The sequence below is a fragment of the Idiomarina sp. X4 genome, from assembly GCF_002808045.1.
Lineage (GTDB): Bacteria > Pseudomonadota > Gammaproteobacteria > Enterobacterales > Alteromonadaceae > Idiomarina.
In genome coordinates this window covers 1835912-1859968 of the sequence record NZ_CP025000.1, presented here as the reverse complement: position 1 = coordinate 1859968, position 24057 = coordinate 1835912, and the positions used below count along the sequence as shown (strand labels likewise).

Below are 24057 nucleotides of genomic sequence, written 5' to 3'. Positions count from 1 at the left end.
AGTTATAAACCCAGTGCTTGTTGATAATGAGCTTCACGCTCAGTGACTTTTGTTAAATAGTTCTTTGTTTCGGTTGCCGGCAAATAGGTCATTAGATGCTGGTAAACCTGCGCAGGTGACATTTGATTAGCTGCCTTACTCGCTTTCTTTAGCGACGTTGTATTGGTCATTGCCCGCGCTACGTTACCCGGCCCCGTATTATATGCGGCAATTGCCATGTAAAAGCGAGACTGGCTATTGCGGACATTTTTAAAATAACGATTTAGCAATAAATGGAAGTACACACTTCCTGCCTGAATATTGCGATTCGGATCGAACAGATATTCCGGGCTTAATAAGCGCTGTTGGCCATGGAGAAATTGCGTTATATCCTTTCCCGCTGAAGTCGGCACTATTTGCATTAAACCAAACGCGGGAATATGGGAGCGGGCTAACGGGTTAAAGCTAGACTCAGTGTGAATAACGGCAATAACTAACTCTGTAGGGAGTCCCCATTGAAGCGCATAAGTTTCAGCTGCGGGTAGTACTCGTTTAACACGTTCAGACAATGCGGTATCTGGCATCTTAATCGTCACTGACGCTCGATTACCTGAGCGTCTTACTTTTTGCTGAGACGCCTTTTGTTCGTCGACTTTATACCCCAGCAATGACTCAGACCTTTTCGGTTGCTGTTGAGAACGGTTGTTAACTGCCATACCAGCATTAATTATAATAGGGTCGGATTCTGCAGCTTCTTCAGCTGACGTTTCATTCAGACGCTTAATTTCAGATTTGGCAGTTCCTAATACATTGCTATCATCGGTTTCACCCAATACCTCGACTGTTATAGTATTGTTCTCATAGTCGACGATAGTTCGACGATTTTTATCTTCTGAATACTCCACCCAACGCTTTTTATCGGGTAATTTAGCATCCTCCCATTTTTCAGAAATTTCATTTTTATACGCTTGCTCTGCCTTTTTCCACCGCTCGACAAATGCTTGAAACTCTTGCTCGCGCTTATTCTGAAACTTTTGGAACTCAGCCTGCTGCTCTTTAAGATACTGTTCAAATTCAGCATCGTCTTGCGCAACTGCAACACTAACGCTGAAGCTAAAAATAGCTAGATAGATCGTCGGCTTTTTCAGCATCTTCCCGTTCCTTCTGTTCTTCAGCATTAAGCTTTAACTGACGGCATTCTATTGAGTCGCAGCTGCTGGTTACGTCAATAACAGACTGCCAACGACCATCAGAAAACCAAATCGATGACACAGCGTATTTCGCCGCATTTAAAGTCAGTGCATTTTTATTAAGGTTTGCATCCAGATAATTTAACCGTTGCGATTCTGGCGCCAGCTTCGCAATTAACGCTACTGCATCAGCTGAGGAGTAAGTGTGTGATAATGCCTCTCTAAGATAGGGCTTTATCTCATCAAACCTTTTATTCTGAGCTAAAAACCAAGCCACTCTTACTGCCAGACCGGCAATATTTAACGACCAATCTTTTATTTCAGACTCACCGGCACAATGAAGCCACCCTGAATCATTCCATGAGTTGAACTCATCTATGCTTGCCTGAAGGAAAGAAACGTCGTCTGGAACAGTAGCGCTAACGCGTTCACCTAAGAGCTCTCTAACTTTCTCACGAAGTGGCATAGTAAGAGCACTACGACATGCTTTTTGCCATACCTGACTTGGCAACTCTGCGTCGGTTTTTACTCTCGCTTCGTTACCTGAAACTTCCTTTTCAAACCGACTCAGTTCGGGTAGCTCTGAGGCTAAAGCAAGCTGAGACAAAAGCCCCAGCGATGCAATGAACCATTTCATCATAGGTTATCTTCATCCGAAACTTTGCCTGACGCCCCTTGTGGGTTCGCCGCTTCATCGTTTTGGCCACCATAGACCCGAATATTACGGCCTGAGCTGCTTGGATTAGCTGTACCGCCGGCTTCCATCTCACGTTTAGCTTCACGTGACACAGCTTCTAAAGACGGAGAATAAACCGAAACAGTATACATCCAGTGACCATCTTCGCTCGTAAAGCTCCGATTACTGACACCTGGAGGAAGTTGACCTTTGGTTACAGCGCCATATTCGTCGGACATTTTCATCTGGTTCAGAAATACCGTACGTTCACTGTCTAGTTTTTTCGCTGTTGTAGGATCTTCAAGACGAGGGTCGCCCCCGTACTCAAACTGCTGATTGGACTCCACCTGATCTTCACTGAAACTACCTTGCCAGTAAACTTCATCTCCCTGCATAGTTCCCAATAAAGCTGAACGAGCACGTGTTTGTGATTGGCGTTTAGCTGCATCTTTTAATTTACGTGCGACACGCGCATTGCTGTTGTCACGGATTATCGCAGAGCCATAACCCATTAAAATCACTTCACCTGTTTCAGCGTGCGTTAAAATTTTGGCTCCCATCGGCGGTAAAACACCGCTGTTAATATCTGCAACTACCTGTTTGAATACTTCATTCGGGTCAGTCGTTACGGCAACAGCACCATGGCTATCACGAATTTGAGCTCGTGTTTTAGGAGTAGAAATTAGGCTAACCCGAACGGTCTTTTCATCAACATTGTCATAAACGTCAAAAGTGACATAGCCAGATAGAGAGCCAGACACTGACTCAGCACAGTTTTCCAGCATTGCTGTTGACTCATTAGCGACGGAGTCAGAGCCCGTATCAATAACATCCATTGAAGTTTGCACAGCATTCTCGCAAAGTTGCTCAATACCATTCATATTTTCAATGAGTTGCTTCTTCGCAATTAGCGCCGCTTGATTGTACGCGCCACGTTTAGAAAGCAACGTCGCATTCATATTGTCATAGGTGTTATAGCTCGAGCTGCCAATAGACAAAATACCAGTCCCACTGCCTACCTGCACCAATCGAATACCATCCTGGTTTTCGTCGACCAGCTGTTGGTGCGCTGCTTTAACTGCTGTTTTCTCGTCTTTGCCGACAACCACATTACCTTTAGTTACGACATCCGCAGACTCTACATTCTGCCCCGGGCGTGCCGGAGTCATGTCAGTTAAATCAAAGTCTTGTGCGAATGTTGGTAATGCAGCCAACAGTGCTAAAGTTAAAAGCGAACGTTTCATCATGTATTTTCCTTAATCAAACCGAATAGTAAATTCATTGTTTATTTGAGCTTTTGGTAAACTTTGTGCCGCTATCGGCCGCATAGACTGATGCAAAGCAGCGACTAATTCACCGGTTGCTCCGGCATATCGCAAGCTAGCTCTGTAATAGTCACCCTGGCTATTAACAACCACGTCTTTCACACCGCCCAATGTCGACAAAATAGAAGACAACTTATCGGGCTGAGCTAAGTAGCGCGTATGTATAAAAATATCGCGAACCATGCCGCCTTGTGCGACAACCTGGTTGAACGACTTTTTCAGCGTTTTGCGTAGCGACTGCTGCTGCTCGGGAGTAGCAAGGTGCACATCAATAAGGTCATGTTCGACCCGAGCACTTGTCGGCAAAGAGAGTAAGCTTGGCTCATTTCGCCAAAGCCCATATTGTTGACCCGATAGATCTTCTATCGTTACACTGAGCTGCAGCCGGCTGTTGGCGCCTCGTTCTCGAAGAACCGAGTCAGCGTTAATTACCAAGTTGGCGTGAGGGCTATATTCAATACCCTGCTCTGCAAGCCAGTCTTTCAGCAAGCTACGTAGTGGTTCAGGCGCTTGAACATTCACGCGCGGCGAACCAATAGCCATCAGCACATCATTGGCAGCTTGGGCAATAGGCTGCTTTTCAACAACGGCCTTAATGGTAACCTCAACACCATTGTTAGGTAGCTTACGACTATCCAACAAAGACCATTCTTTAACGAGTCCCTGAGACCTTGTATGCAACTGTTGAGAAATCACTTCGTTCACCGAGAACTCATCACCGCTCTCGCTCGAAGACTCCTCGGTCGTTGAAAACTGAGTATTCTGCTGAGTCAGCCACATACCAACGACTTGTGAGACTGCACGTTTTAATGCATCCATTTCTGCTTGGGTGCGCGCCGTACGGCCGTTTTCGTTATCCGGCCAGCCTTCGCCTATAACCGTCACTAACACATTCTCGGCTGCAGCATCCCAGTCACCACCATCCGCTTGACCGCTCGATTTTGGCAAGCTGCCTGTTTTTAAGCGAACAGTGACACAGGTATCACTGCCCTGAAGACGAGGGGACGAAATATCAACAGGCATTTGCTGAATGCTCAGACCTTGTTGCTGCAGGTCGCTTAACTCTCGAACCCAGGTCGATGTCTCTGTATCAATATCTTCCTTTGACGTCTGTTGCGCTAGCAACTTAGGTGATGACAGAAACTGTGCAACTTGCGACAGAGCATCCATTTTTGCCGACTCTATCGCAGGCGCTCCACGCCCATAGGCGCAAGCTTCCGCTTCAATACCGCGCATTGAGCTCAGAGAAACCTGAGCTAATACGCTGCATGACGCTACACTGGCTAGCACACCAAAGCTAAGTGCTAGTTTCCTCATGTGCGAGACTCCAAAAACCCTGCAGGGGTGCCAACGGAAACCGCAAAAATCTTGGTGCCATTTGAAGGGCGATAAATGCCATTCGCTGCCGAGCGCTCAATTCGATCCGCTAAATCGCTGTTCTTCCAGACCGCAATTTCACCAATGGCACTATTGTGTGAAGGGTTTACATTGGCGACTCCAATAGGCTCAACAAAACCAGCCTCGTACTGAAAAATAATCATAGTCTCATTGGGTAATACACCGGCGTTCTGACCGCGATCCAAACTCACTTGATTACCTTTAATACCTAGAACCTGAGCCGTTGCCGGCATTTCTGAAAGCATACGCGTCAGCAAAATATCGATACCGCGAGACGTCATATCGTTAATCACCGCATTAACGTGCGCAGGATCGTGGTAACGAAAGCCTGTTTCATAACGGTTATTAACCATCACATACTTCAGTTCACTACGTTCGCGCACGTCTTCCGATTTAACCCGAATTTTCCCTAAATTCGGGTAAGACATTAGCTCGCGTGTGAACGGATTCAACACCGCCGTGGTAAGTTCTAAAGTGTAATCCATCCAACCGGTAATTGAACCTTCGCTTTTCACTGTACGGAGCGTGTCTAGTTTGACAATAAAATCGGGTTTTAACACTTTCTGGCTACCCGCTCTTTTCGCAAGAGCTTTAGCTCCCTGCTGCTCCATGAATATTTGCTTTTCCTGAGATATAACATCGTCATCACGGGTTATGATTCTAAAGCGGTTAATCCCTGCGAATTGGTTTTCCAGCATAAATAGCAGCTGTTTATCATCGTATTGACGCAACGCTTCTACACCCTGACCTTCTCCACCAACATCGGTACCTGCAAAGTACATGCGAACGGTTGGCTTCTTAAGCGGGCAAGCATCAGACTCTGTCGCTGGATTGAAAGTACAATTCTGTAGTCCTTGAGTATCAAAGTACGCAGGAACTTTAATATCCTGATCATCAAAATTATAAGCGCTACGAGCAACACTGGCATTTGACGCCCGGTTCGATACTTTCGCAGTTTGTGTTTGGTCAGCTTGACGCGTCTGACACGCACTAAGAGATAAAACAGCCAATGCTGTGATAGTGAGTTTCGTCACTAACTTCATAATTCACTTCCTTTTTCAAAAAGCCAGTTTTGTATAGGGGTATCTAAAATCGAACGCAATTGTTCTAAGGCATGGTTTCGAGCCATGTTTGCCGATGCGCCCGTTCCGACAACAGAAATATGCTCTTGCCTAAACACTCTGAAAGGAGACTGAGGCTGAGTTAACTCTGCGCTCAAATCCAATTTATGTTGATAAGCGCCCTGGTACTGTCTGGTTTTATGGCTTGGCTTCAGCTGTAACCATAAAACCGTTTTTGTCGCGGAGGGGAGTTGCTTATCAATGGTTCCCGCAAGATGTTGCAGCGAACTGTCAGCGATAACTCGAACACCATAACGCTGCCATACCTCAGCGACCTTACTTAAATTGTCTCGAAATTTATTTTTAAGCGTATCATTGGCTGCGTCCAAACCGGTCAGAGCTCTTTCAAGCCTCAATCCGTAGTTGTTCGCTTCCCGATACTTCAATGCCCAAAGCACCTTATCAACCGCGGATGACTGAGCAGGAAAATTCAGCGTTGCCAGGGAAGTCAGCTCATCCTGAAGAAATCGAACCACCTCATCTTTACTAAGAGTCGCCTGCACGTAGTTCACGCCCGATGCTTTATCAACAAACTGCTTAGTCACAGTCACTTTATTCACATCAATTGAAAGCGTGCTACTGATAACCGACTGTTTAAAGTATTGAGATGTTTCTGCGGGCGTCTTTTCAAAAACAGAGACGCTTTCAGCAGACACCGACTGACTGACTTGAGCAATAATTTCTGCTATTGCGGCGCGTTTCGCTTCAGAATTCGACGAACCGCTACCAACAGCTATTAGTTGCCCGCTGGTATTTTCTGATTTGAAAACCCAGTCCGGCAGCTCTTGCGCGGCTATAGAAAAGCTGAAAGTGGTCATAATTATGACCACCCAATAACGGATAGACATTACCCTTTAGCTTCTAACTCTTCTTGAAGCGAATTAATAGCTTCAATGGTTTCTTGCTCTAGGGTTATAATTTCGTTGGCGTCAGATGCTAAATCGATTTGATCTTTTGCACGCAGGATAGCCAAACCAAGGTTGTTGTCGGCAGTTTGTTCGTTACCGCTCATCCATCCTGAAACCAGACCTAAGCTGCCCGCCTTAGCAACAGTGGTAGAGTGCTCACTTAAAATGATCGCAGCTTGTGCTAGTTGCAAGGTAATTTCTGTCGCTAATTTCGTATTTTGCTCAGATACACCTTCGATTGCTGAGTTATAAGCGGTCAGTTTTGGACCTATTTTTTCGTCTTCCGTTTGAGCTTTTTCGTCAAACGCTATGATCGCAGCTCGCAATTCTTCTTCTGATTTTCCCTGATGAGCCGTTAAAAATGCTTGTACATCAACGTAGTTTTCTGTCTGAGTACGATACTCACCCATAACGTTGTATTGGCGCTCCAGGATAGAGGCACAGATATTTAAAAACTCATCAACACCCGGCTGAATTTCAACACGGCTAAACCCGAGCTCTTCCATTTGCACAGAAAGGTCAGCAACGGCCTGGTTTCTGTCTAAAGTCGCGGCGTTTTCATTTGAAGTAGACATACACGCACTGAGTACAACAGCGGCTAGTGGTGCAACGATCCATTTTTTCATAATACTTTCCCTCAGAGGCCTTGAGCCAAATCAACATTTTTATTACATAGGCTTAGTCAAGCCATAATGGTGAATGTAAAGAAAGCGTTAAGAAGGATCAATCAATTTTTAAATTTTTTTAAACAAGATCGAGAAATCGGCTCTCGAATGACTGAAAGCTATTAACGTAAATAAAGGATTTATATATGGTGGCGCTGGACGGACTTGAACCGTCACTCCCGAAGGAACCTGATTTTGAATCAGGCGTGTCTACCAATTCCACCACAGCGCCAATTTTGCGGGGTGAGTTACCAAGGAAGGTAACGGGTCGGGATTATACCCGCGATACTTAGCTAATCAAGCGAAAATTATCGAAAAGTGTCTTTCTCCCTTCTGACTGATGATTCATTAACCACATTGCGTTGAAACGGCACTTAATGTCACCCGCCATCTACCGTGTTAGTATAGTACCCATCAAAAACAGCTAACACTCAACAATGACATCAAACGCTCAAGAATTACACGCCAGTTTTCCAAGCGCAGGTTTCCTCCGTCGCTTAGCGGCCTGGGTATACGACTTTTTGGTGGCTGTCGCTATTATCATGCTCGCGTCAGCGTTGGCGTTAGGCTTGGCCGCTGCCTTAACCGCGTTAGATTGGGTTCAGCTGACAGAAGGAATGGATCATGCCGGATGGCTTGCTCAGGGACCGTGGTACAGCATTTACCTAATCAGTGTATTAACTATCTTCTTTGGTTGGTTCTGGAAACGCTCAGGCCAAACCATTGGTATGAGAGCCTGGCGTCTTAAATTACAAAACCGCGATGGCAGCCGCTTAACATTAAAACAGACCATTATTCGTCTACTGACTTGCTGTGCAGGGCTTGGAAACCTGTGGGTTTTGGTCGACTTTAAAAATCGCCGAGCCTGGCATGATTATGCAGCTGGTACAGAGGTTGTAACCTTATCCAAAGAAGCGAATCAATTATTTTACTGGAACGAGCTCTAACCCTCGTTCCATTGTATGTTTTATCCCGTTTTTTTCTGCATGAAGTAAACTGCCAAGCCGGCAAAGACAATACTCGGTAGCAATGCCCCAAGAAATGCCGGTATTTGGTAGACCTGCGCTAGCGGGCCAAATATCTCATTACTAACGTGGAAGCCAAAACCAGTAATAACCCCAAGTAAAATACGAGCTCCCATGGTAGTGGAGCGGAGTGGTCCAAAGATAAACGAAAGCGCGACCAGCAGCATGACAGCAACGGTTATGGGGGCTAGCAATTTACGCCATAACGCAAGCTCATAACGTTTTGCGGACTGCTGATTTAATTCCAGATAGTTCAAATAATCTAATAGCCCGGAAATCGAGAGCGACTCAGGCTTTATGGTAACCACACCTAATTTATCGGGCGTTAACGTTGACTGCCATTGAACACTACTTTTTCTGGTTGAATTGACTCGACTTTCACCTAGCTCGGTAATCACTACATCTTGCATACGCCAGGCACCATTTATAAACAGCGCGGTTTGCGCATAGGTCGCTTTCTGCAATTTACGACTTTCGTCAAAATCATAAATAATAACGTTATTAAGGCGCCCCGTATCTTCAACTTCACCGATATTGATAAAGTCTGACCCATCCTTTGCCCAGACACCTTGCTGAGCTGAAATTAGACTGCCTCCGGAAATCTCCTGCGAACGAATGGCCCGGCCTGTCGATTCCATAGGAGGAGCCACCCATTCACCAATAGCCATGACAGCGACCATCATAATAATGGCGACTTTCATTACCGCCGCTATGATATTGAGCCGGGAGCGGCCTGCCGCCAACATCACCACTAATTCAGAGTTGCTGGCCAACAAGCCAACACCAATTAACCCGCCAAGCAACGCCGCCATAGGAAAAAACAATTCGACGTCACGAGGTAAACTATAAAACACGAATAATGCTGCATCGAGAGTGTCGTAACTCCCCCGCCCTACTGCCTTTAACTGCTCCACAAACCTTATCAGTGCAGACAGTCCTGTTAGAACAGCAAGACTCATTAAGGAAGTTTTTAATACCGTCAGGCCAATGTACTTATCCAGAATGCTCAACATCGTTAACCTCGCTTATTCCGGACACTGAAACGTGACAAGAGCTTTAAGCCCAACGGCCGACCTTTACCAATTAAAATAAAGCCAAAAATCAACAAAATGAAATGAATCCACCAAAGTCCTATCAACGACGGAATAACACCATCTCTTACTGCAGCTTTCGCGGCCATAAGCACAAGGAAGTAACCAAGATAAATTAAAAACGCAGGCGCCATACGGGCAAATTTTCCTTGCCTTGGATTTACTCGGCTTAAGGGAACCGCTATCAGCGTTAATAACGGCATAGCCAAAGGTATTGCGATTCGCCATTGGAATTCTGCGACCGCTGCATTACCCGGTGTTTCCAATAACTCCAGTGTTGAGTAGTTCTCCAGTTTTCGGGCCTGGCTATCCGTTTCCTGTTCCTTTATTTGCAAGCGATAGTTGTCAAAAGTCATGGTCTGATAGCTGTTCTGATCGCCGGAGTAACGATGCCCCTCACCCAACTCTAGCCATTGAGAGCCACTGTCTTCACTGATCACATTCCCCGTTTTAGCCATCACGACACTGCCTGAGCGTAACTCATCCCCTTCGTGGCTATGTTGAGCAACAAAGATTTCCTCAAGCTGACCGTCTTCGTTAACGTCTTGCACAAAAATAACCGCTTTTTGGTTACTGGCTTGTTGGAAGCGTCCGGGCATTAGCGCCGTCAGACCACTCTCCGAACGGGCTTTTTCTTCAACTTGTTGTTCCTGCTCTAGCGCCCAGGGTACTAACCATAAAGTCAATGCGCCGGTCACCAATGCCAGAATCAACGATAGAACCAATGTCACCCGAGTCACATACCATTCGCTGACACCACAAGCATGCAAGATTGTCATTTCATTGTCAGCGTATATGCGCCCATGAGCCAGCAAAATACCCAGAAATAAACTGAGCGGAAGAATTAACGCCAGTAATGCTGGTAAATTCAGCGATAACAATTGAAAAATGACACTGCCGGGAATATCGCCCTCAGAAGCATCCGACAAGACACGTACAAACTTCTGACTGACAAAAATAGCCATCAGAATAAAAAGCACAGCAAGCTGTGACTTTAGTGTTTCACTGATTAAATACCGAAATATGCGCACTAACAATCACTCATGTAACTTAGGTTTTTACTGGAATAGCTGCGATTTTTAAGTAAACTTGTTATTTTAACAACAAAATGTCTAAAGAGCTAAACTATAGCAGGCATTAAAGCCACCTGAAACAGGAGCACTGTCATGGAGTTCAGCGTCAAAAGTGGTAATCCGGAAAAACAACGTTCTGCGTGTATTGTCGTAGGTGTCTTTGAACCCCGTCGGTTATCGGGTGTGGCAGAACAGCTGGACAAGGTCAGTGATGGCTATTTAAGCAACTTATTGCGCCGCGGTGACTTAGAGGGGAAATCGGGGCAAGTTCTGTTATTGCATCACGTTCCCAATATTTTAGCTGAACGAGTACTGCTGGTTGGCTGTGGTAAAGAACGCGAGCTCGACGAGCGACAGTATCGTCAAATTATCGCACGTACCATAAATACATTAAACGAAACCGGCTCCATGGAAGCGGTATGCTTTTTAAGTGAACTGCACGTAAAAGGTCGCGATACCTACTGGAAAGTCAGACAAGCTGTGGAAGCTGCGCGTGGGGCCTTGTATAACTTCAATGAATTAAAAAGTAAGAAAGAAGAGCCGCGCCGTCCGCTGCGCAAATTAGTCTTTAATGTGCCCAGCCGAAAAGAACTCACGTTAGGTGAGCAAGCCGTGCAGCACGGTCTGGCCGTCTCTACTGGTATGGACGTGTGCCGTAACGTTGCTAACATGCCACCGAACATTTGTACGCCCCGCTATCTCGCTGAGCAAGCCAAAGCAATGGCCGAAAACTACGATAATTTAAGCATCACAACGGTTGAAGAAGCTGAGATGGAAAAGCTGGGCATGAACGCCTACTTAGCGGTTGGCAGAGGTTCAGAACATGAATCAGTGCTCACTTTAATGCATTATAAAGGCGCTCCTGATGATCAAGCACCAATCGTATTGGTCGGTAAAGGTCTAACATTTGACTCCGGCGGTATTTCAATAAAACCATCCGCCAATATGGATGAGATGAAGTACGACATGGGCGGTGCCGCCGGTGTATTAGGCGCGATGCAGGCACTGGCTGAATTGCAGCTTCCAGTAAATGTCATTGGCGCTGTCGCCGGCTGTGAAAATATGCCCGACGGCAAAGCGTATCGCCCGGGTGACATTCTAACCACGATGAGTGGGCAAACGGTAGAAGTCCTGAATACTGACGCAGAAGGTCGTCTGGTACTATGCGATACACTCACCTACGTAGAGCGTTTCGAGCCCGACTCAGTTATTGATTTGGCGACACTCACCGGTGCCTGCGTTATTGCTCTGGGAAGTCACGCTTCAGCGGTACTGAGTCAACACAACCCGCTTGCTCACGAAATTCTGAATGCCGCCCAGCAAAGTGGCGATAAAGCATGGCGGATGCCGTTATGGGACGAATATCAGCCGATGCTCGACAGCCCATTTGCTGATATGGCCAACATTGGTGGTCGTGAGGCAGGCACAATAACAGCGGCCTGCTTCTTGTCTCGCTTCACCAAAAAGTACAACTGGGCGCACATGGATATCGCCGGCACAGCTTGGCAAGGCGGCAAAGAAAAAGGTTCTACCGGGCGCCCGGTGCCGTTATTGACCCAGTTCTTAATTAACCGATGCTCGAACGAGGCGGTCGAATAATATGCCCTCAGCTACGTTTTTTCTGATGCCGGAAGCGTCAGAGGATGAGCAAACTGCGTTAATTTGCGATAAGATCGCTGAACTTTACAGAAAACATAAACGGCTACGGGTCTGGGCTCAAAACCAGGCTCAGGCTGAAGCGTTAGATGAGTTATTATGGCAGCGGCCTGCAGATGCCTTTATTCCTCATAATCTAGTAGGTGAAGGCGCCGCGACCGGCTCACCGGTGGAAATTGGCTGGCCGCAGAGCGAGCCTGGATCAACACGACCAGGCTACGCGCTATTCAACTTAGCCAATGAAGTACCTGTACAGGCACAGCAAAGTCAGCAACTGTATGACATTGTGCCTGCTTCAGATGATGGCAAAGCAGTTGCCAGAGAACGTTACAAACATTACCGGGCTCGCGGTTGCCAAATGCACACCGTACCCCTGATATCCGAACAGAAGTAAGGTCATTATGGATAAAACATATTCCCCCGCAGACATAGAGCAAAACCTTTACCAACAATGGGAAGAAAAAGGGTACTTTAAACCAAGCGGTCAAGGCGACTCTTACTCCATTATGATTCCCCCACCCAATGTTACGGGCAGTCTGCACATGGGGCACGCATTCCAGCACACCATTATGGACACGCTCATTCGCTATCAGCGTATGGATGGTAAAAACACTCTCTGGCAGGTGGGCTCAGACCACGCCGGCATTGCAACACAAATGGTCGTGGAGCGTCAGTTAGCCGCTCAAAACCAAACACGCCAAGAGTTAGGACGTGACGCCTTCATTGACAAAATTTGGGAATGGAAGCATCAGTCCGGCGGTACCATCACTCAGCAGATGCGTCGCCTGGGCGACTCGGTAGACTGGGACCGCGAGCGTTTTACCATGGACGAAGGCTTGTCTGACGCCGTTCGCGAAGTGTTTGTAAAACTGCACGAAGAAAACTTAATTTATCGGGGCAAGCGCCTGGTGAATTGGGATCCGGCATTGCAAACCGCGATTTCAGATTTGGAAGTCGAAAACAAAGAACAACAGGGCTCCATCTGGTACTTACGCTATCCGCTCGCTGATGACGCTACGACAGAAGACGGCAAAGACCACCTTGTTGTTGCGACTACGCGCCCGGAAACCATGTTAGGCGATGTTTGCGTTGCCGTACACCCAGACGATGAGCGCTTCGGACATTTAGTCGGAAAGCACATTAACCTGCCTATCGTAAACCGCCGAATTCCTATCGTGGCCGATCACCATGTAGATAGTGAGTTTGGTACTGGTTGCGTGAAAGTAACGCCAGCGCATGACTTTAACGATTACGAGATTGGTAAACGCCACCAAACCGGCATGATCTCTATTTTTGATGACACCGCACATGTCATGGCAAAAGCAGGCTTATACACCAGTACCGGCGAAGCCATGGAAGAACTTGACGGTTTTGACGGAACCTTGCCGAGTCAGTACGCCGGAAAAGAGCGTTTTGAGGCGCGCAAACAGCTGATTGACGAGTTCGAAGAGCTTGGACTACTGGAAAAGATTGAAAAGCACACCAACAAAGTTCCTTATGGCGACCGTGGTGGTGTGCCTATTGAGCCTCACCTAACTGACCAATGGTATGTGCGTGTTGAACCATTGGCGAAACAAGCCACCGAAGCCGTAGAAGACGGTCGTATCGAGTTTGTTCCAAAGCAGTACGAGAACATGTACTTCAGCTGGATGCGAGACATTCAGGACTGGTGTATTTCACGTCAGCTCTGGTGGGGGCACCGGATACCGGCGTGGTACGATGATAAAGGCAATGTTTACGTCGGGCGCACCGAAGAGGAAGTTCGTCAAAAACATAACCTTGGCGACACCGCATTGCAGCAAGACGAAGACGTTTTGGACACCTGGTTCTCTTCAGCGTTGTGGACATTTTCGACATTGGGCTGGCCAAAAAATACTGACGATTTAAAGACCTTCCACCCTACCGATGTGTTGGTGACGGGCTTTGATATTATTTTCTTCTGGGTTGCCCGTATGATCATGATGACCATGCACTTTATGAAGGACGATGAGGGCAAACCTCAGGTACCTTTCAAGAAGGTGTATGTTACTGGCCTTATTCGTGACGAAGAAGGTCAGAAAATGTCTAAGTCTAAGGGGAACGTACTGGATCCTCTGGACATGATTGACGGTATTAGCGCTGACGAACTAGTCGCCAAGCGCACCGCTAATATGATGCAACCGAAAATGCGCGAAAAAATTGAAAAACGTACTCGCGCTGAATTCCCGGAAGGCATTACAGCACACGGTACCGACGCGCTGCGCTTTACGTTGACGGCACTGGCCTCAACGGGTCGTGATATCAACTGGGACATGAAACGCCTGGAAGGCTATCGCAACTTCTGCAACAAGCTTTGGAACGCCAGCCGTTTTGTACTTATGAACACCGAAGAGCACGACTGTGGCCAAAGCGGTGATGACATGACATTGTCTCTGGCCGACGAATGGATTATTGCGCGCTTTAACAGCACCGTGAAAGAGTTCCGACAAGCGCTCGATAGTTACCGTTTCGACCAAGCCGCAGCCATTGCTTACGAATTTACCTGGAACCAATTCTGCGACTGGTATTTGGAGCTAACCAAACCAGTATTGCAAAACGGCACCGATGTTCAGCAACGAGGGACTCGACACACGCTGGTTAGCATTCTTGAACAGTTACTGCGGTTACTGCATCCTATTATGCCGTATATCACCGAAACCATTTGGCTGCGTGTTAAACCATTGGCGGGCGTTGAAGGCGATACCATTATGTTGCAGCCATTTCCACAGATACAAAGCTCCGTTAACGAGCAAGCCATGCTTGATATGGAGTGGTTGAAACGGGTAATTCTGGCTGTTCGTAACATTCGTGGTGAAATGGACTTATCGCCGAATAAGCCATTACCATTACTGCTGTCGAACGCGGATACGATGGCCAGGGGGCGTATCGAGAATAATGAGAGCTTCCTGAGCAGTCTGGCCAAGCTTGAATCTATTGAGTTTATTGACAGCGATGATGGCGCACCTGCCAGCATGACGGCACTGGTTGATAGCTTGAAGTTGCACATTCCAATGGCTGGTTTAATCGACAAGGACGCTGAGCTACAACGCTTGCAGAAGGCTATTGAAAAGGCTGAGAAAGAATGGCAGCGCCTTAATGGTAAACTCAGCAACGAAAACTTTGTGAGTAAAGCGCCTGAAGCCGTTATAGCAAAAGAGCGTGAAAAGCTTGCTGAGGCTGAAGCAACTTTAAAACAGCTTAAAGAGCAACAGGAGAAAATCAACGCTCTTTAATAGAGTTTGACTGATAGTTAACGCCCGGCCAATTGGCTGGGCGTTTTTGTCTGCATTTAATCTATTTTTGTCATTGGCTCGTAACAACCTTTATATCGACGAATACCATAGCTAGGGAGAAAGCCATGACTATTTTTGAAGAATTACGAGTTGATCATGACAAGCAGCGTCAATTATTGGATCTTTTACTCGACACGTCAGGCAATGAACCTGAGCGTGAACAGTATTACCAGCAATTAAAAGTACAGTTGGAGCAGCATGCGGCTGCGGAGGAACGTTATTTTTATAACCCGCTAATTGAAGACGATACGACCATTGATATGTCTCGCCACGGCATTGCTGAACACCATGAAATTGACGAGCTTATTGAGGCCTTAGAAAAAACGGATATGTCGTCTCCCGGTTGGCTGCAACACCTTAAAAACCTAAAGCATAAAGTACTGCATCATTTGGAAGACGAGGAACAAGGGTTCTTCCAGAAAGCTGGAAAGGTTTTAGAGGACTCTGAAAAGCAGTCTTTAGGTAAAGAGTATCGAGAAATGATGAAAGAAAAAGGGCTGTAACAAATTGACGGTGGAGAGGATCACTCCTCTCCATCATCGTATTCTTCATCCAGTTCATCGTCATCCAGCATGGTGCCCCAGCCGTCATATTCAACATCGCACTCTTCAGCAACATCCGCAATTTCTCTTACCTGACGCGCTAACACATTATTATCGAGTTCCGCATCCGTTGCAGCGATGAATGCAAACCAGCGCTTACCCTGCTCGTCATCAAACTCATCAGCATCATCTACATGGTATCCTAGCTTAACCAACTCCACTGCGGCCTTCTCTAGCTTGGTAAAGTCTGTAGAAGCAAGATGGTGCTCAATCTCATAAAGAACGTCAGGCTCAGCACCGTCACTGATGAGTGCGTTAATAGTTTGTTCGCTTTGCTCAAGTAGCTCATTCAGAGACTGGCTCATTCGCTTTCCTTCTTCACTTGTTCGTTTAACTGATTAATTTTGCTGTCCATAATGTCATGGCAGTGGCGGCTTAAGTCGCGCAAGTTCTCTTTCTGGTAGTTTGCGATGCGAATAGGCTCAAGAAAAGCGACTTTTAATACACCATTGTTCCAACGGTTCATTTTAATTTTACCATGCAGCTCTGACACGCAAACAGGAACAATATCGACTTGAGCCCGAAACGCTGTATGGAAAGCACCATTTTTAAAGGGCAATAGTCCTCTGCCATAGCTGCGGGTGCCTTCCGGAAACATCCACACCGAGATATCTCGCTGATTTATCGCGTTCGCTGTTTGAGCAATTGTACCGTGTGCTTTACCCGCATTTTTACGGTCGATAAAAATATTACCGGCCAGCCAGTACAGCCAGCCAAAAAACGGTATCCAACGCAGACTTTTCTTACCCAAAGTGACCGTATTTTTTGGCAGCATCGCGGCTATCGTGAATATCTCCCAGCTGTTCTGGTGGTTACAGACAAAAACATAAGGGCCACCGTGTTCAATATCGGGGTGCCGTGTTACTTCAATCTTCAACCCAAGCACTCGAGTCGCCCAACCAAAGATATGGGCGAACCGATAGGTGTTGTTTCGATGAAAGGGCCGAATAATACAAAATAAACAGCCAACGACACCAAAAACAACGATAAATCCACCTAGAAACAACCACCTCAGCACCGCTAACATAACAAACCCTCAGCCTTACTCATCTTCAACGACAATATCGTCGACTCGTTGAAGGCCTCTGGGCAGTTTATTCCCTCGGCGTCCACGCTCACCCAGATAGTGCTCGAGATCAGCCGGCTTCAAGGTCAGTTTGCGTTTTCCGGCCATTAACGTTACCGCCTTGTCCGGTGCGGCTGTCGCCAAGGCCACCACATACTCCTCCCGCGACTGAGCTCTTAACGCTGGGATATTAATAATTTTGTTCCCTTTCCCTTTACTGAGCTGCGGTAAATCAGCTACCGGGAAAACCAACATACGACCTTCATTTGATACAGCGATAACACGGTCATTTTCAATGCTGTTAACCGATGTCGGAGAGAGTATTTTTGAACCGGTTGGTAAGGTAATAATCGCCTTGCCATTTTTGTTACGACTGACTAAATCACTAAACTGGCAGACAAAACCGTAACCAGCATCCGATGCAAGCAGCAGGCAGCTGTCGTCTTTCCCCATCAGTACATGCTCTACCGTTTCACCTGACACCAGACTGAAGCGCCCGGTTAGTGGTTCGCCCTGGCTTCTCGCCGATGGCAACAAATGAGCTTCGCACGAAAAGCTCCGGCCTGAGCTATCAATGAATACAACTGGCTGGTTGCTTTTCCCTTCGGCTGACCCAAGGAAGCTGTCACCCGATTTATAACTAAGCTTCTCACCGTCAATATCATGGCCTTTCGCGCTACGCACCCAGCCTTTCTTAGACAGTACAACGGTAACTGCCTCTGCCGGCGTGAGATCGCGCTCACTTAATGCCTTTGCTTCATTACGCTCAACCAACGGCGAGCGACGTTCATCACCATAAGTTTCGGCATCGGCAAGCAGTTCCTTGCGAATCAACGTTTTCAGGCGACGGTCTGAGCCCAGAATTTTTTCAAGTTGCTCACGTTCCTTGCTCAGCTCGTCTTGTTCACCTTTCAGTTTCTGCTCTTCCAGCTTCGCTAAGTGCCGTAATTTCAGCTCAAGAATGGCTTCTGCCTGCTTGTCTGACAGCGCAAAGCGCGACATCAGAACCTCTTTAGGCTTGTCTTCCGTACGGATAATTTCAATAACTTCGTCTAAGTTTAGATACGCAATGAGCAAGCCTTCCAAAATATGAAGACGCGCCAGTACTTTATCTAAACGGTATTGCAAGCGGCGGGTGACCGTCTGCTGACGGAACTCGAGCCATTCTTTTAAAAGTCCCACCAACGGCCTAACTTGCGGACGGCCGTCCAGCCCCAGAATATTCAAGTTAACGCGGTACTGTTTTTCTAAGTCAGTGGTTGCGAACAAGTGATTCATCAGTTGTTCCGTGTCAACGCGATTGGAGCGGGGAACAATCACTAAGCGTGTCGGGTTTTCATGATCCGACTCATCACGTAAATCAGACACCAACGGTAACTTCTTCGCCTGCATTTGTTGCGCAATTTGTTCCAGCACTTTGGCGCCGGAAGCCTGATGTGGTAGCGCAGTAACCACAATTTCACCGTCGTCTACTTCATAAGACGCTCGCATTTTTATACTACCGCGACCGGTTTCGTACATTTTCTTAATGTCTTCGGCAGGCGTAATGACTTCTGCATCAGTCGGGTAGTCTGGCCCTTTTAGCACATCCATGATGTCTTCAAGTGTGCTACTTGGCTTTTCCAACAACATGGCACAAGCGTTGGCCACTTCGCGAGCATTATGTGGCGGGATATCCGTCGCCATACCGACCGCAATGCCTGTCACGCCATTCAGTAAAATATGGGGGAGTCGCGCCGGTAGAACTTTCGGCTCCTTCATGGTGCCATCAAAGTTCGGTATCCAGTCAGCGGTGCCCTGCCCTAACTCACTCAGCAAGACTTCACTAAACTTAGACAGTCGCGCTTCGGTATAACGCATCGCCGCAAACGATTTAGGGTCATCCGGAGAACCCCAGTTACCCTGGCCATCCACCAGCGGATGTCGGTACGAAAATGGCTGCGCCATGAGCACCATAGCTTCGTAACATGCGCTGTCACCGTGAGGATGAAACTTACCCAGCACATCACCCACTGTACGAGCGGATTTTTTATATTTCGCTAAAGCCGATAAGCCCAGCTCTGACATCGCATAAATAATACGTCGCTGAACCGGTTTTAAACCATCACCAATATGCGGCAATGCCCGGTCCATAATGACGTACATGGAATAATTTAAGTAGGCCTCTTCAGTAAAGCGGCTGAGGGGGCGTGTTTCGGTAATCTCCGTCGACATTCTCACTTCTCCTTGCTTAGCAGCCTACAGTTCAGCCAAATCGGCCATGTTACCTTTGCTTTCCAGCCAAGTACGGCGATCACTCGCACGTTTCTTCGCCAGCAACATGTCCATCAGTTCTTCCATCATTTCAGCGTCATCTATTGTCAGCTGCACCAATCGACGTGTATTCGGATCCATAGTCGTTTCACGAAGCGTCAATGGGTTCATCTCGCCCAAGCCTTTGAAACGTTGAACATTGATTTTGCCTTTTTTCTTCTCGGCTTCAATACGATCCAAAATGCCCTGCTTTTCATCTTCATCAAGGGCGTAAAACACCTCTTTACCGACATCAATTCGATAAAGTGGCGGCATGGCAACAAAAATATGGCCATTTTCAACCAGTGGCCGGAAATGTTTCACAAACAGTGCACACAGCAAAGTCGCAATGTGAAGCCCATCAGAGTCGGCATCCGCAAGAATACAAACTTTACCGTAACGCAACTTGTCCAAATCAACACTGTTTGGATCGACGCCGACAGCAACAGATATATCATGGATTTCCTGTGACCCCAGAATTTGCTCCGGGTCCACCTCCCAGGTATTTAGAATTTTTCCGCGCAGTGGCATGACGGCCTGAAACTCTCGATCGCGAGCCTGTTTCGCTGAACCACCGGCCGAGTCACCCTCAACCAAAAATAATTCGCTATTGGATGGATCCTGACTAGAGCAGTCGGTTAACTTACCCGGTAACGCAGGCCCCTGAGTAACTTTCTTACGAACAACCTTTTTGCTTGCTCGCAAGCGACGCTGAGCGTTACTGATACAAACGTCAGCCAATAATTCAGCTTGCTCGGTGTGCTCATTCAACCATAAGCTGAATGCGTCTTTGACGACTCCGGAAACAAAACTGGCAGATTGTCTCGACGACAAACGCTCTTTGGTTTGTCCGGCAAACTGCGGATCCTGCATTTTTGTGGATAAAATATAAGAACAACGTTCCCACACATCATCAGGTGTTAGCTTAACCCCTCTTGGCAGCAAGTTACGGAACTCACAGAACTCACGCATAGCTTCTAAGAGACCTTGCCGTAAGCCATTTACATGGGTACCACCTAACGGCGTTGGAATCAGGTTTACATAACTCTCAGATAGGCCCTCACCGCCTTCCGGCAACCAGGTTACCGCCCATTCAACCCCTTCGGTTTGCGAGCTAAAAGATCCATTAAACGGGTCTTCCGGCAAAGTAGGAACCTCTTTTACCGCTTCAATCAGGTAATCGGTCAGGCCGTCCTCGTAAAACCAGGTTTCTTCGGTGTCATCTACCTTGTTTTTGAAGGTAATACTTAACCCGGGACATAGCACCGCCTTCGCCCGAAGCAGGTGCTTCAACTTGGTAACAGAGAACTTTGAGGAATCAAAATACTGAGCGTCTGGCCAAAAATGGACTTTGGTTCCGGTATTGCGCTTTCCAACGGTGCCGGTGACTTCTAGTTCAGAGACTTTGTCGCCATTTTCGAAGGCCATTTCATACACCTGACCATCTCGTTTAATGGTGAGCTCAACACGCTTCGACAGCGCGTTAACAACAGAGATACCAACACCATGCAGACCGCCGGAAAACTGGTAGTTTTTATTCGAGAACTTACCGCCCGCATGCAATTTGCTCATAATAAGCTCGACACCCGGAACCCCTTCTTCAGGGTGAATATCCACAGGCATACCACGACCGTCATCCATGACTTCTAAGGATTGGTCAGTGTGTAGAATAACCACTAAGCTTTTAGCGTGACCGGCAAGCGCCTCATCCACACTGTTATCAATAACTTCCTGACCTAAATGATTGGGCCGTGTGGTATCGGTGTACATACCGGGGCGGCGCTGAACCGGCTCTAGGCCATTCAGCACCTCAATAGAATCGGATTTGTAGTCTGTCATGAGTCCCTGTTTTTTGTTGTAGCTCGCTCCGCAAAGTTGACTGACAATTTACCGCTAACCGTCGTCTATTTGAAGTAGTAAGGCATAAATTTCTGCACTGACTCGCTCAGCTCTGGTTGGATTCGACCTTGCTTACGGCACAGTTGCAACCAGTCCGACAAAAATTGATTCGCCTGGTACTTTTCATCGCGGTGTCGCATGTCTTTATTCGGCTGACGATAATGCACTTCTAGCTTTGTAATACCCTGCGTTTTTAAGACTTCCGCCATACGCACGTCATGGTATAGGCGCACCGTCATTTTGGCGCGCAAATAATCCGCCCAGCTAGGCTTTAGTTGCTCGATCGAAATATCCGTTGTGTAACGCGAATCGTCGACACGTTTTACCACAAACACCAAGCCTTCGCCCGCTTGAATAATGACCTCTGCTTTAGTCGAGTCATCTTCATCCGGCACAAAAGGTAACAAAGCGGCATAGTTCAGCTCATTCAACCGGTGTAACTCTGCCACGTCGACAACGTAACGCTGCTGCATATCACCCCTTACAAGCTCAGCTTATTTCTAAACACACTATCTCGATGCAATAGCAACCATTGTAACCCAATTACACTGGCGGCATTATTAATTTCCTCACGCTCCAACATACCAATAGCATCTTTACTCGGTAACACATGCACTTTAATGTCTTCGTCTTCTTCAGGGAGGCCACCAAAATCAGCCGCTAAACTCGTGTCGACTTCCGCAATATAAATGGTCAGTTTCTCATCGGTTCCGCCCGGGCTCGAGTAGTAGCTGGTTGCGTAAATCAACTGTTTGGCTTCCAGTCCTGCTTCTTCTTTTAATTCTCGTGTTGCGACCTCTTCAGCACTTTCATCAGCGTCAAACATGCCTGCGACAAATTCAAATAGCCAAGGTCCGTTAGGGTCATCTAATGCACCTACCCGAAACTGTTCCAGCACGACTAACTCGTCGCGAACAGGATCATAAGGTATCACCACGACAGCGTGGCCACGCTCCATCAATTCACGCTCAATTGGCTGACTCCAGCCGCCTTGAAACAAACGGTGTTTGAGTTTGTATTTATAAACCGACAAAAAGCCTTCATAAAGCGGCTGTTTTTTATCGAGTTCAACATCTTTTCGAGTCAATCTTGACGCCATTTCACCTTCTCGCTTCAACTTTTTCTGATATGAGAGTAAAGCCTGCTTTCTGATCTACTATACAGCAAACATTCTGTTACACTTGAGCAGATTCTGAAACCATGTTTTGCTTAAATTATCAGCGTGAATCAATTACACTGGTAATCATTCAATACTGTATGTAAACTAACGCGCAATCATTTTAAGACTATTGCATGTCAAGCAACGGGACACTGACTACCATGAAAAAGCACCTCTTGTCAGCGGCTGTAGGAATTGCATTAACTACAGTCTCTTTTACGTCAAATGCGGAAGATTTAGCTCAAATTTATCGTTTAGCGGTTGATAACGACCCTACGTTGTTAAGAGCTGCGGCTGAACGTAATGCAACCCAAAAAGGCGTCGATATTGCCAAGTCAGGGTTCTTACCACAGGTTAACGGTGAAGCTGGTTATAGTGAGTCTACGAGTGACTCGCCACAGTTTGTTAACAATCAAATCCAGAAATTTGCAATAGATAGTAGTGGTTGGCAAGCAGGCGTTACTTTAAACCAAAGTATCTTTGACTGGAGCGTCTGGAAAAACGCTGACATTGCTGAAAAGCAAGCCTATCAAGCCGAGATTTCATACAGTAATGCTCAGCAGGAATTAATGCTGCGTGTTGTAAACGCTTACTTCCAGGCACTTCAGGCAAAAGACGACCTGTCATTTGCTGAAGCCGAGAAAAAAGCCATTAAACGTCAGCTTGAGCAAACCAAACAACGTTTCTCTGTTGGTTTAACCGCCATTACTGACGTGCACGAAGCACAAGCACAATATGACAGCGCCGTCGCCCGTGAAATTCAGGCTCGTAATGCCGTAGAAATTGCTTACGAAAGCATTCGTGAAATCACTGGGCAATACCCACAGACGCTGGCCGCATTAGACACCGAAACCTTTTCGCCCAGTGACCCTGCACCGGAAGATGTCATGAAATGGGTAAAGAAAGCGGAAAATAGTAATCTAAGCTTATTAGAGAGCATGGTGCAGGTTGAGATTGCTGAACAGCAAATTAAGCTTCAGCAAGCGGGTCACTACCCGACCGTGTCATTATCAGCGAACTATTCAGCCAATGATATCGATAGAACAATACAAGGTGAGCCATCCCCAGATACGGGCCGTCTTGATAGCCGTTCAATTGGTCTAAACGTCAGCGTACCTATTTTCTCAGGCTTCCGCACCTCAGCTGAAGTGTCTCAGGCGCGTGACAACTACGTAGCAAGTAGCCAGCAAATGGTTCAGACCCGTCGTCAAATTGAGCGTGAAGTGCGTAACGCTTACTACGAAGTATCTGCGTCAATTGCCAGTATTAGCGCATTCCAGCAGTCTGTAGTTTCAGCAGAAAGTGCCTTAAAAGCAACAGAGGCAGGTTTTGAAGTCGGTACCCGTACTATCGTTGACGTACTGAATAGCACTCAAAACCTGTATAACGCTAAGCGTAACTTATCAGAAGCTCGCTATGGCTATATTCGCCAAATGCTACGTTTAGAGCAAGCGGCAGGACAGCTTCAGGAAAACGACCTATTGGCAATTAACAGCAGTCTGTCAGAGGACGTTGAAGGAACTGCAGCGGACTAACTCCGCTGACCACAGGCACCACGTCCCGTTAGTGGTGCCTGCCTCCCTTAATTCTATGTTACTATCCGCAACAATCTAATAAGCAA

Annotated in this window: 21 protein-coding genes and 1 tRNA gene; 6 read left to right on the top strand and 16 right to left on the bottom strand. The window is 47.0% G+C overall.

Going from position 1 to position 24057, the window contains the following annotated elements:
- Positions 1-2: 2 nt before the first annotated feature.
- The 8 genes from CWC33_RS08845 to CWC33_RS08810 form a co-directional block, all read right to left on the bottom strand.
- Positions 3-1130 (bottom strand): transglycosylase SLT domain-containing protein, encoded by a 1128-nt coding sequence (locus tag CWC33_RS08845; protein ID WP_198511817.1) that lies wholly within the window; start codon positions 1128-1130, stop codon positions 3-5.
- A complete protein-coding gene (locus tag CWC33_RS08840) occupies positions 1093-1809 on the bottom strand; it encodes a hypothetical protein (RefSeq protein WP_100691643.1) in 717 nt (238 codons plus the stop codon). Before CWC33_RS08840 ends, CWC33_RS08845 begins: the two co-directional genes overlap by 38 nt.
- Positions 1806-3092 (bottom strand): hypothetical protein, encoded by a 1287-nt coding sequence (locus CWC33_RS08835; RefSeq protein ID WP_232709782.1) that lies wholly within the window; start codon positions 3090-3092, stop codon positions 1806-1808. The genes CWC33_RS08840 and CWC33_RS08835 overlap by 4 nt, the downstream gene beginning before the upstream one ends.
- 9 nt (positions 3093-3101) lie before the next feature.
- Complete coding sequence (locus tag CWC33_RS08830; protein ID WP_100691642.1) at positions 3102-4487, bottom strand: hypothetical protein; 1386 nt, start codon at positions 4485-4487, stop codon at positions 3102-3104.
- Positions 4484-5611, bottom strand: a complete 1128-nt coding sequence (locus CWC33_RS08825; RefSeq protein ID WP_100691641.1) for a hypothetical protein — start codon at positions 5609-5611, stop codon at positions 4484-4486. Before CWC33_RS08825 ends, CWC33_RS08830 begins: the two co-directional genes overlap by 4 nt.
- Complete coding sequence (locus tag CWC33_RS08820; RefSeq protein ID WP_157803486.1) at positions 5608-6507, bottom strand: LPP20 family lipoprotein; 900 nt, start codon at positions 6505-6507, stop codon at positions 5608-5610. Before CWC33_RS08820 ends, CWC33_RS08825 begins: the two co-directional genes overlap by 4 nt.
- 29 nt (positions 6508-6536) lie before the next feature.
- A complete protein-coding gene (locus tag CWC33_RS08815) occupies positions 6537-7223 on the bottom strand; it encodes a hypothetical protein (RefSeq protein ID WP_100691639.1) in 687 nt (228 codons plus the stop codon).
- A gap of 186 nt (positions 7224-7409) precedes the next feature.
- Positions 7410-7494: transfer RNA gene (locus CWC33_RS08810), tRNA-Leu, on the bottom strand.
- 205 nt (positions 7495-7699) lie between these two features.
- Here CWC33_RS08810 and CWC33_RS08805 point away from each other — a divergent pair.
- Positions 7700-8209 (top strand): RDD family protein, encoded by a 510-nt coding sequence (locus CWC33_RS08805; RefSeq protein WP_100691638.1) that lies wholly within the window; start codon positions 7700-7702, stop codon positions 8207-8209.
- 20 nt (positions 8210-8229) lie between these two features.
- On the opposite strand, the gene lptG is transcribed toward CWC33_RS08805, so the two are convergent.
- Both lptG and lptF read right to left on the bottom strand, forming a co-directional pair.
- On the bottom strand, positions 8230-9300 hold the full coding sequence (gene lptG, locus CWC33_RS08800) for an LPS export ABC transporter permease LptG (protein WP_100691637.1): 1071 nt from the start codon (positions 9298-9300) through the stop codon (positions 8230-8232).
- 2 nt (positions 9301-9302) lie between these two features.
- Positions 9303-10409 carry an LPS export ABC transporter permease LptF gene (gene lptF / locus CWC33_RS08795; protein ID WP_100691636.1) on the bottom strand — a complete coding sequence of 369 codons (1107 nt, stop codon included), beginning with the start codon at positions 10407-10409 and terminating at the stop codon, positions 9303-9305.
- A gap of 135 nt (positions 10410-10544) precedes the next feature.
- Here lptF and pepA point away from each other — a divergent pair, with 135 nt between their 5' ends.
- The 4 genes from pepA to CWC33_RS08775 all read left to right on the top strand — a co-directional run bounded on the left by pepA (position 10545) and on the right by CWC33_RS08775 (position 15921).
- The gene (gene pepA, locus CWC33_RS08790; RefSeq protein WP_100691635.1) at positions 10545-12050 is read left to right on the top strand and encodes a leucyl aminopeptidase; all 1506 of its coding nucleotides are present in this window, start codon (positions 10545-10547) and stop codon (positions 12048-12050) included.
- Position 12051: 1 nt separating this feature from the next.
- Positions 12052-12501 carry a DNA polymerase III subunit chi gene (locus CWC33_RS08785; RefSeq protein WP_100691634.1) on the top strand — a complete coding sequence of 150 codons (450 nt, stop codon included), beginning with the start codon at positions 12052-12054 and terminating at the stop codon, positions 12499-12501.
- 7 nt (positions 12502-12508) lie between these two features.
- A complete protein-coding gene (locus CWC33_RS08780; RefSeq protein ID WP_100691633.1) occupies positions 12509-15358 on the top strand; it encodes a valine--tRNA ligase in 2850 nt (949 codons plus the stop codon).
- A gap of 125 nt (positions 15359-15483) precedes the next feature.
- Complete coding sequence (locus CWC33_RS08775) at positions 15484-15921, top strand: hemerythrin domain-containing protein (RefSeq protein WP_100691632.1); 438 nt, start codon at positions 15484-15486, stop codon at positions 15919-15921.
- A gap of 20 nt (positions 15922-15941) precedes the next feature.
- Here the strand turns inward: CWC33_RS08775 and rraB are convergent, their stop codons facing one another.
- The 6 genes from rraB to CWC33_RS08745 form a co-directional block, all read right to left on the bottom strand.
- Complete coding sequence (gene rraB, locus CWC33_RS08770; protein ID WP_100691631.1) at positions 15942-16325, bottom strand: ribonuclease E inhibitor RraB; 384 nt, start codon at positions 16323-16325, stop codon at positions 15942-15944.
- Positions 16322-17047: a 1-acylglycerol-3-phosphate O-acyltransferase gene (locus tag CWC33_RS08765; RefSeq protein WP_100691630.1), complete on the bottom strand. Its 726-nt coding sequence runs from the start codon at positions 17045-17047 to the stop codon at positions 16322-16324. The genes rraB and CWC33_RS08765 overlap by 4 nt, the downstream gene beginning before the upstream one ends.
- A gap of 15 nt (positions 17048-17062) precedes the next feature.
- On the bottom strand, positions 17063-19300 hold the full coding sequence (gene parC / locus CWC33_RS08760) for a DNA topoisomerase IV subunit A (RefSeq protein WP_100691629.1): 2238 nt from the start codon (positions 19298-19300) through the stop codon (positions 17063-17065).
- A gap of 24 nt (positions 19301-19324) precedes the next feature.
- Complete coding sequence (gene parE / locus CWC33_RS08755; protein WP_088767658.1) at positions 19325-21217, bottom strand: DNA topoisomerase IV subunit B; 1893 nt, start codon at positions 21215-21217, stop codon at positions 19325-19327.
- Positions 21218-21282: 65 nt separating this feature from the next.
- The gene (locus CWC33_RS08750) at positions 21283-21750 is read right to left on the bottom strand and encodes a DUF1249 domain-containing protein (protein ID WP_100691628.1); all 468 of its coding nucleotides are present in this window, start codon (positions 21748-21750) and stop codon (positions 21283-21285) included.
- A gap of 8 nt (positions 21751-21758) precedes the next feature.
- Complete coding sequence (locus CWC33_RS08745) at positions 21759-22376, bottom strand: NUDIX domain-containing protein (RefSeq protein ID WP_100691627.1); 618 nt, start codon at positions 22374-22376, stop codon at positions 21759-21761.
- Positions 22377-22597: 221 nt separating this feature from the next.
- On the opposite strand from CWC33_RS08745, the gene tolC reads away from it, so the two are divergent.
- The gene (gene tolC / locus CWC33_RS08740; RefSeq protein ID WP_058576159.1) at positions 22598-23971 is read left to right on the top strand and encodes an outer membrane channel protein TolC; all 1374 of its coding nucleotides are present in this window, start codon (positions 22598-22600) and stop codon (positions 23969-23971) included.
- The last annotated feature ends 86 nt before the right edge of the window (positions 23972-24057 follow it).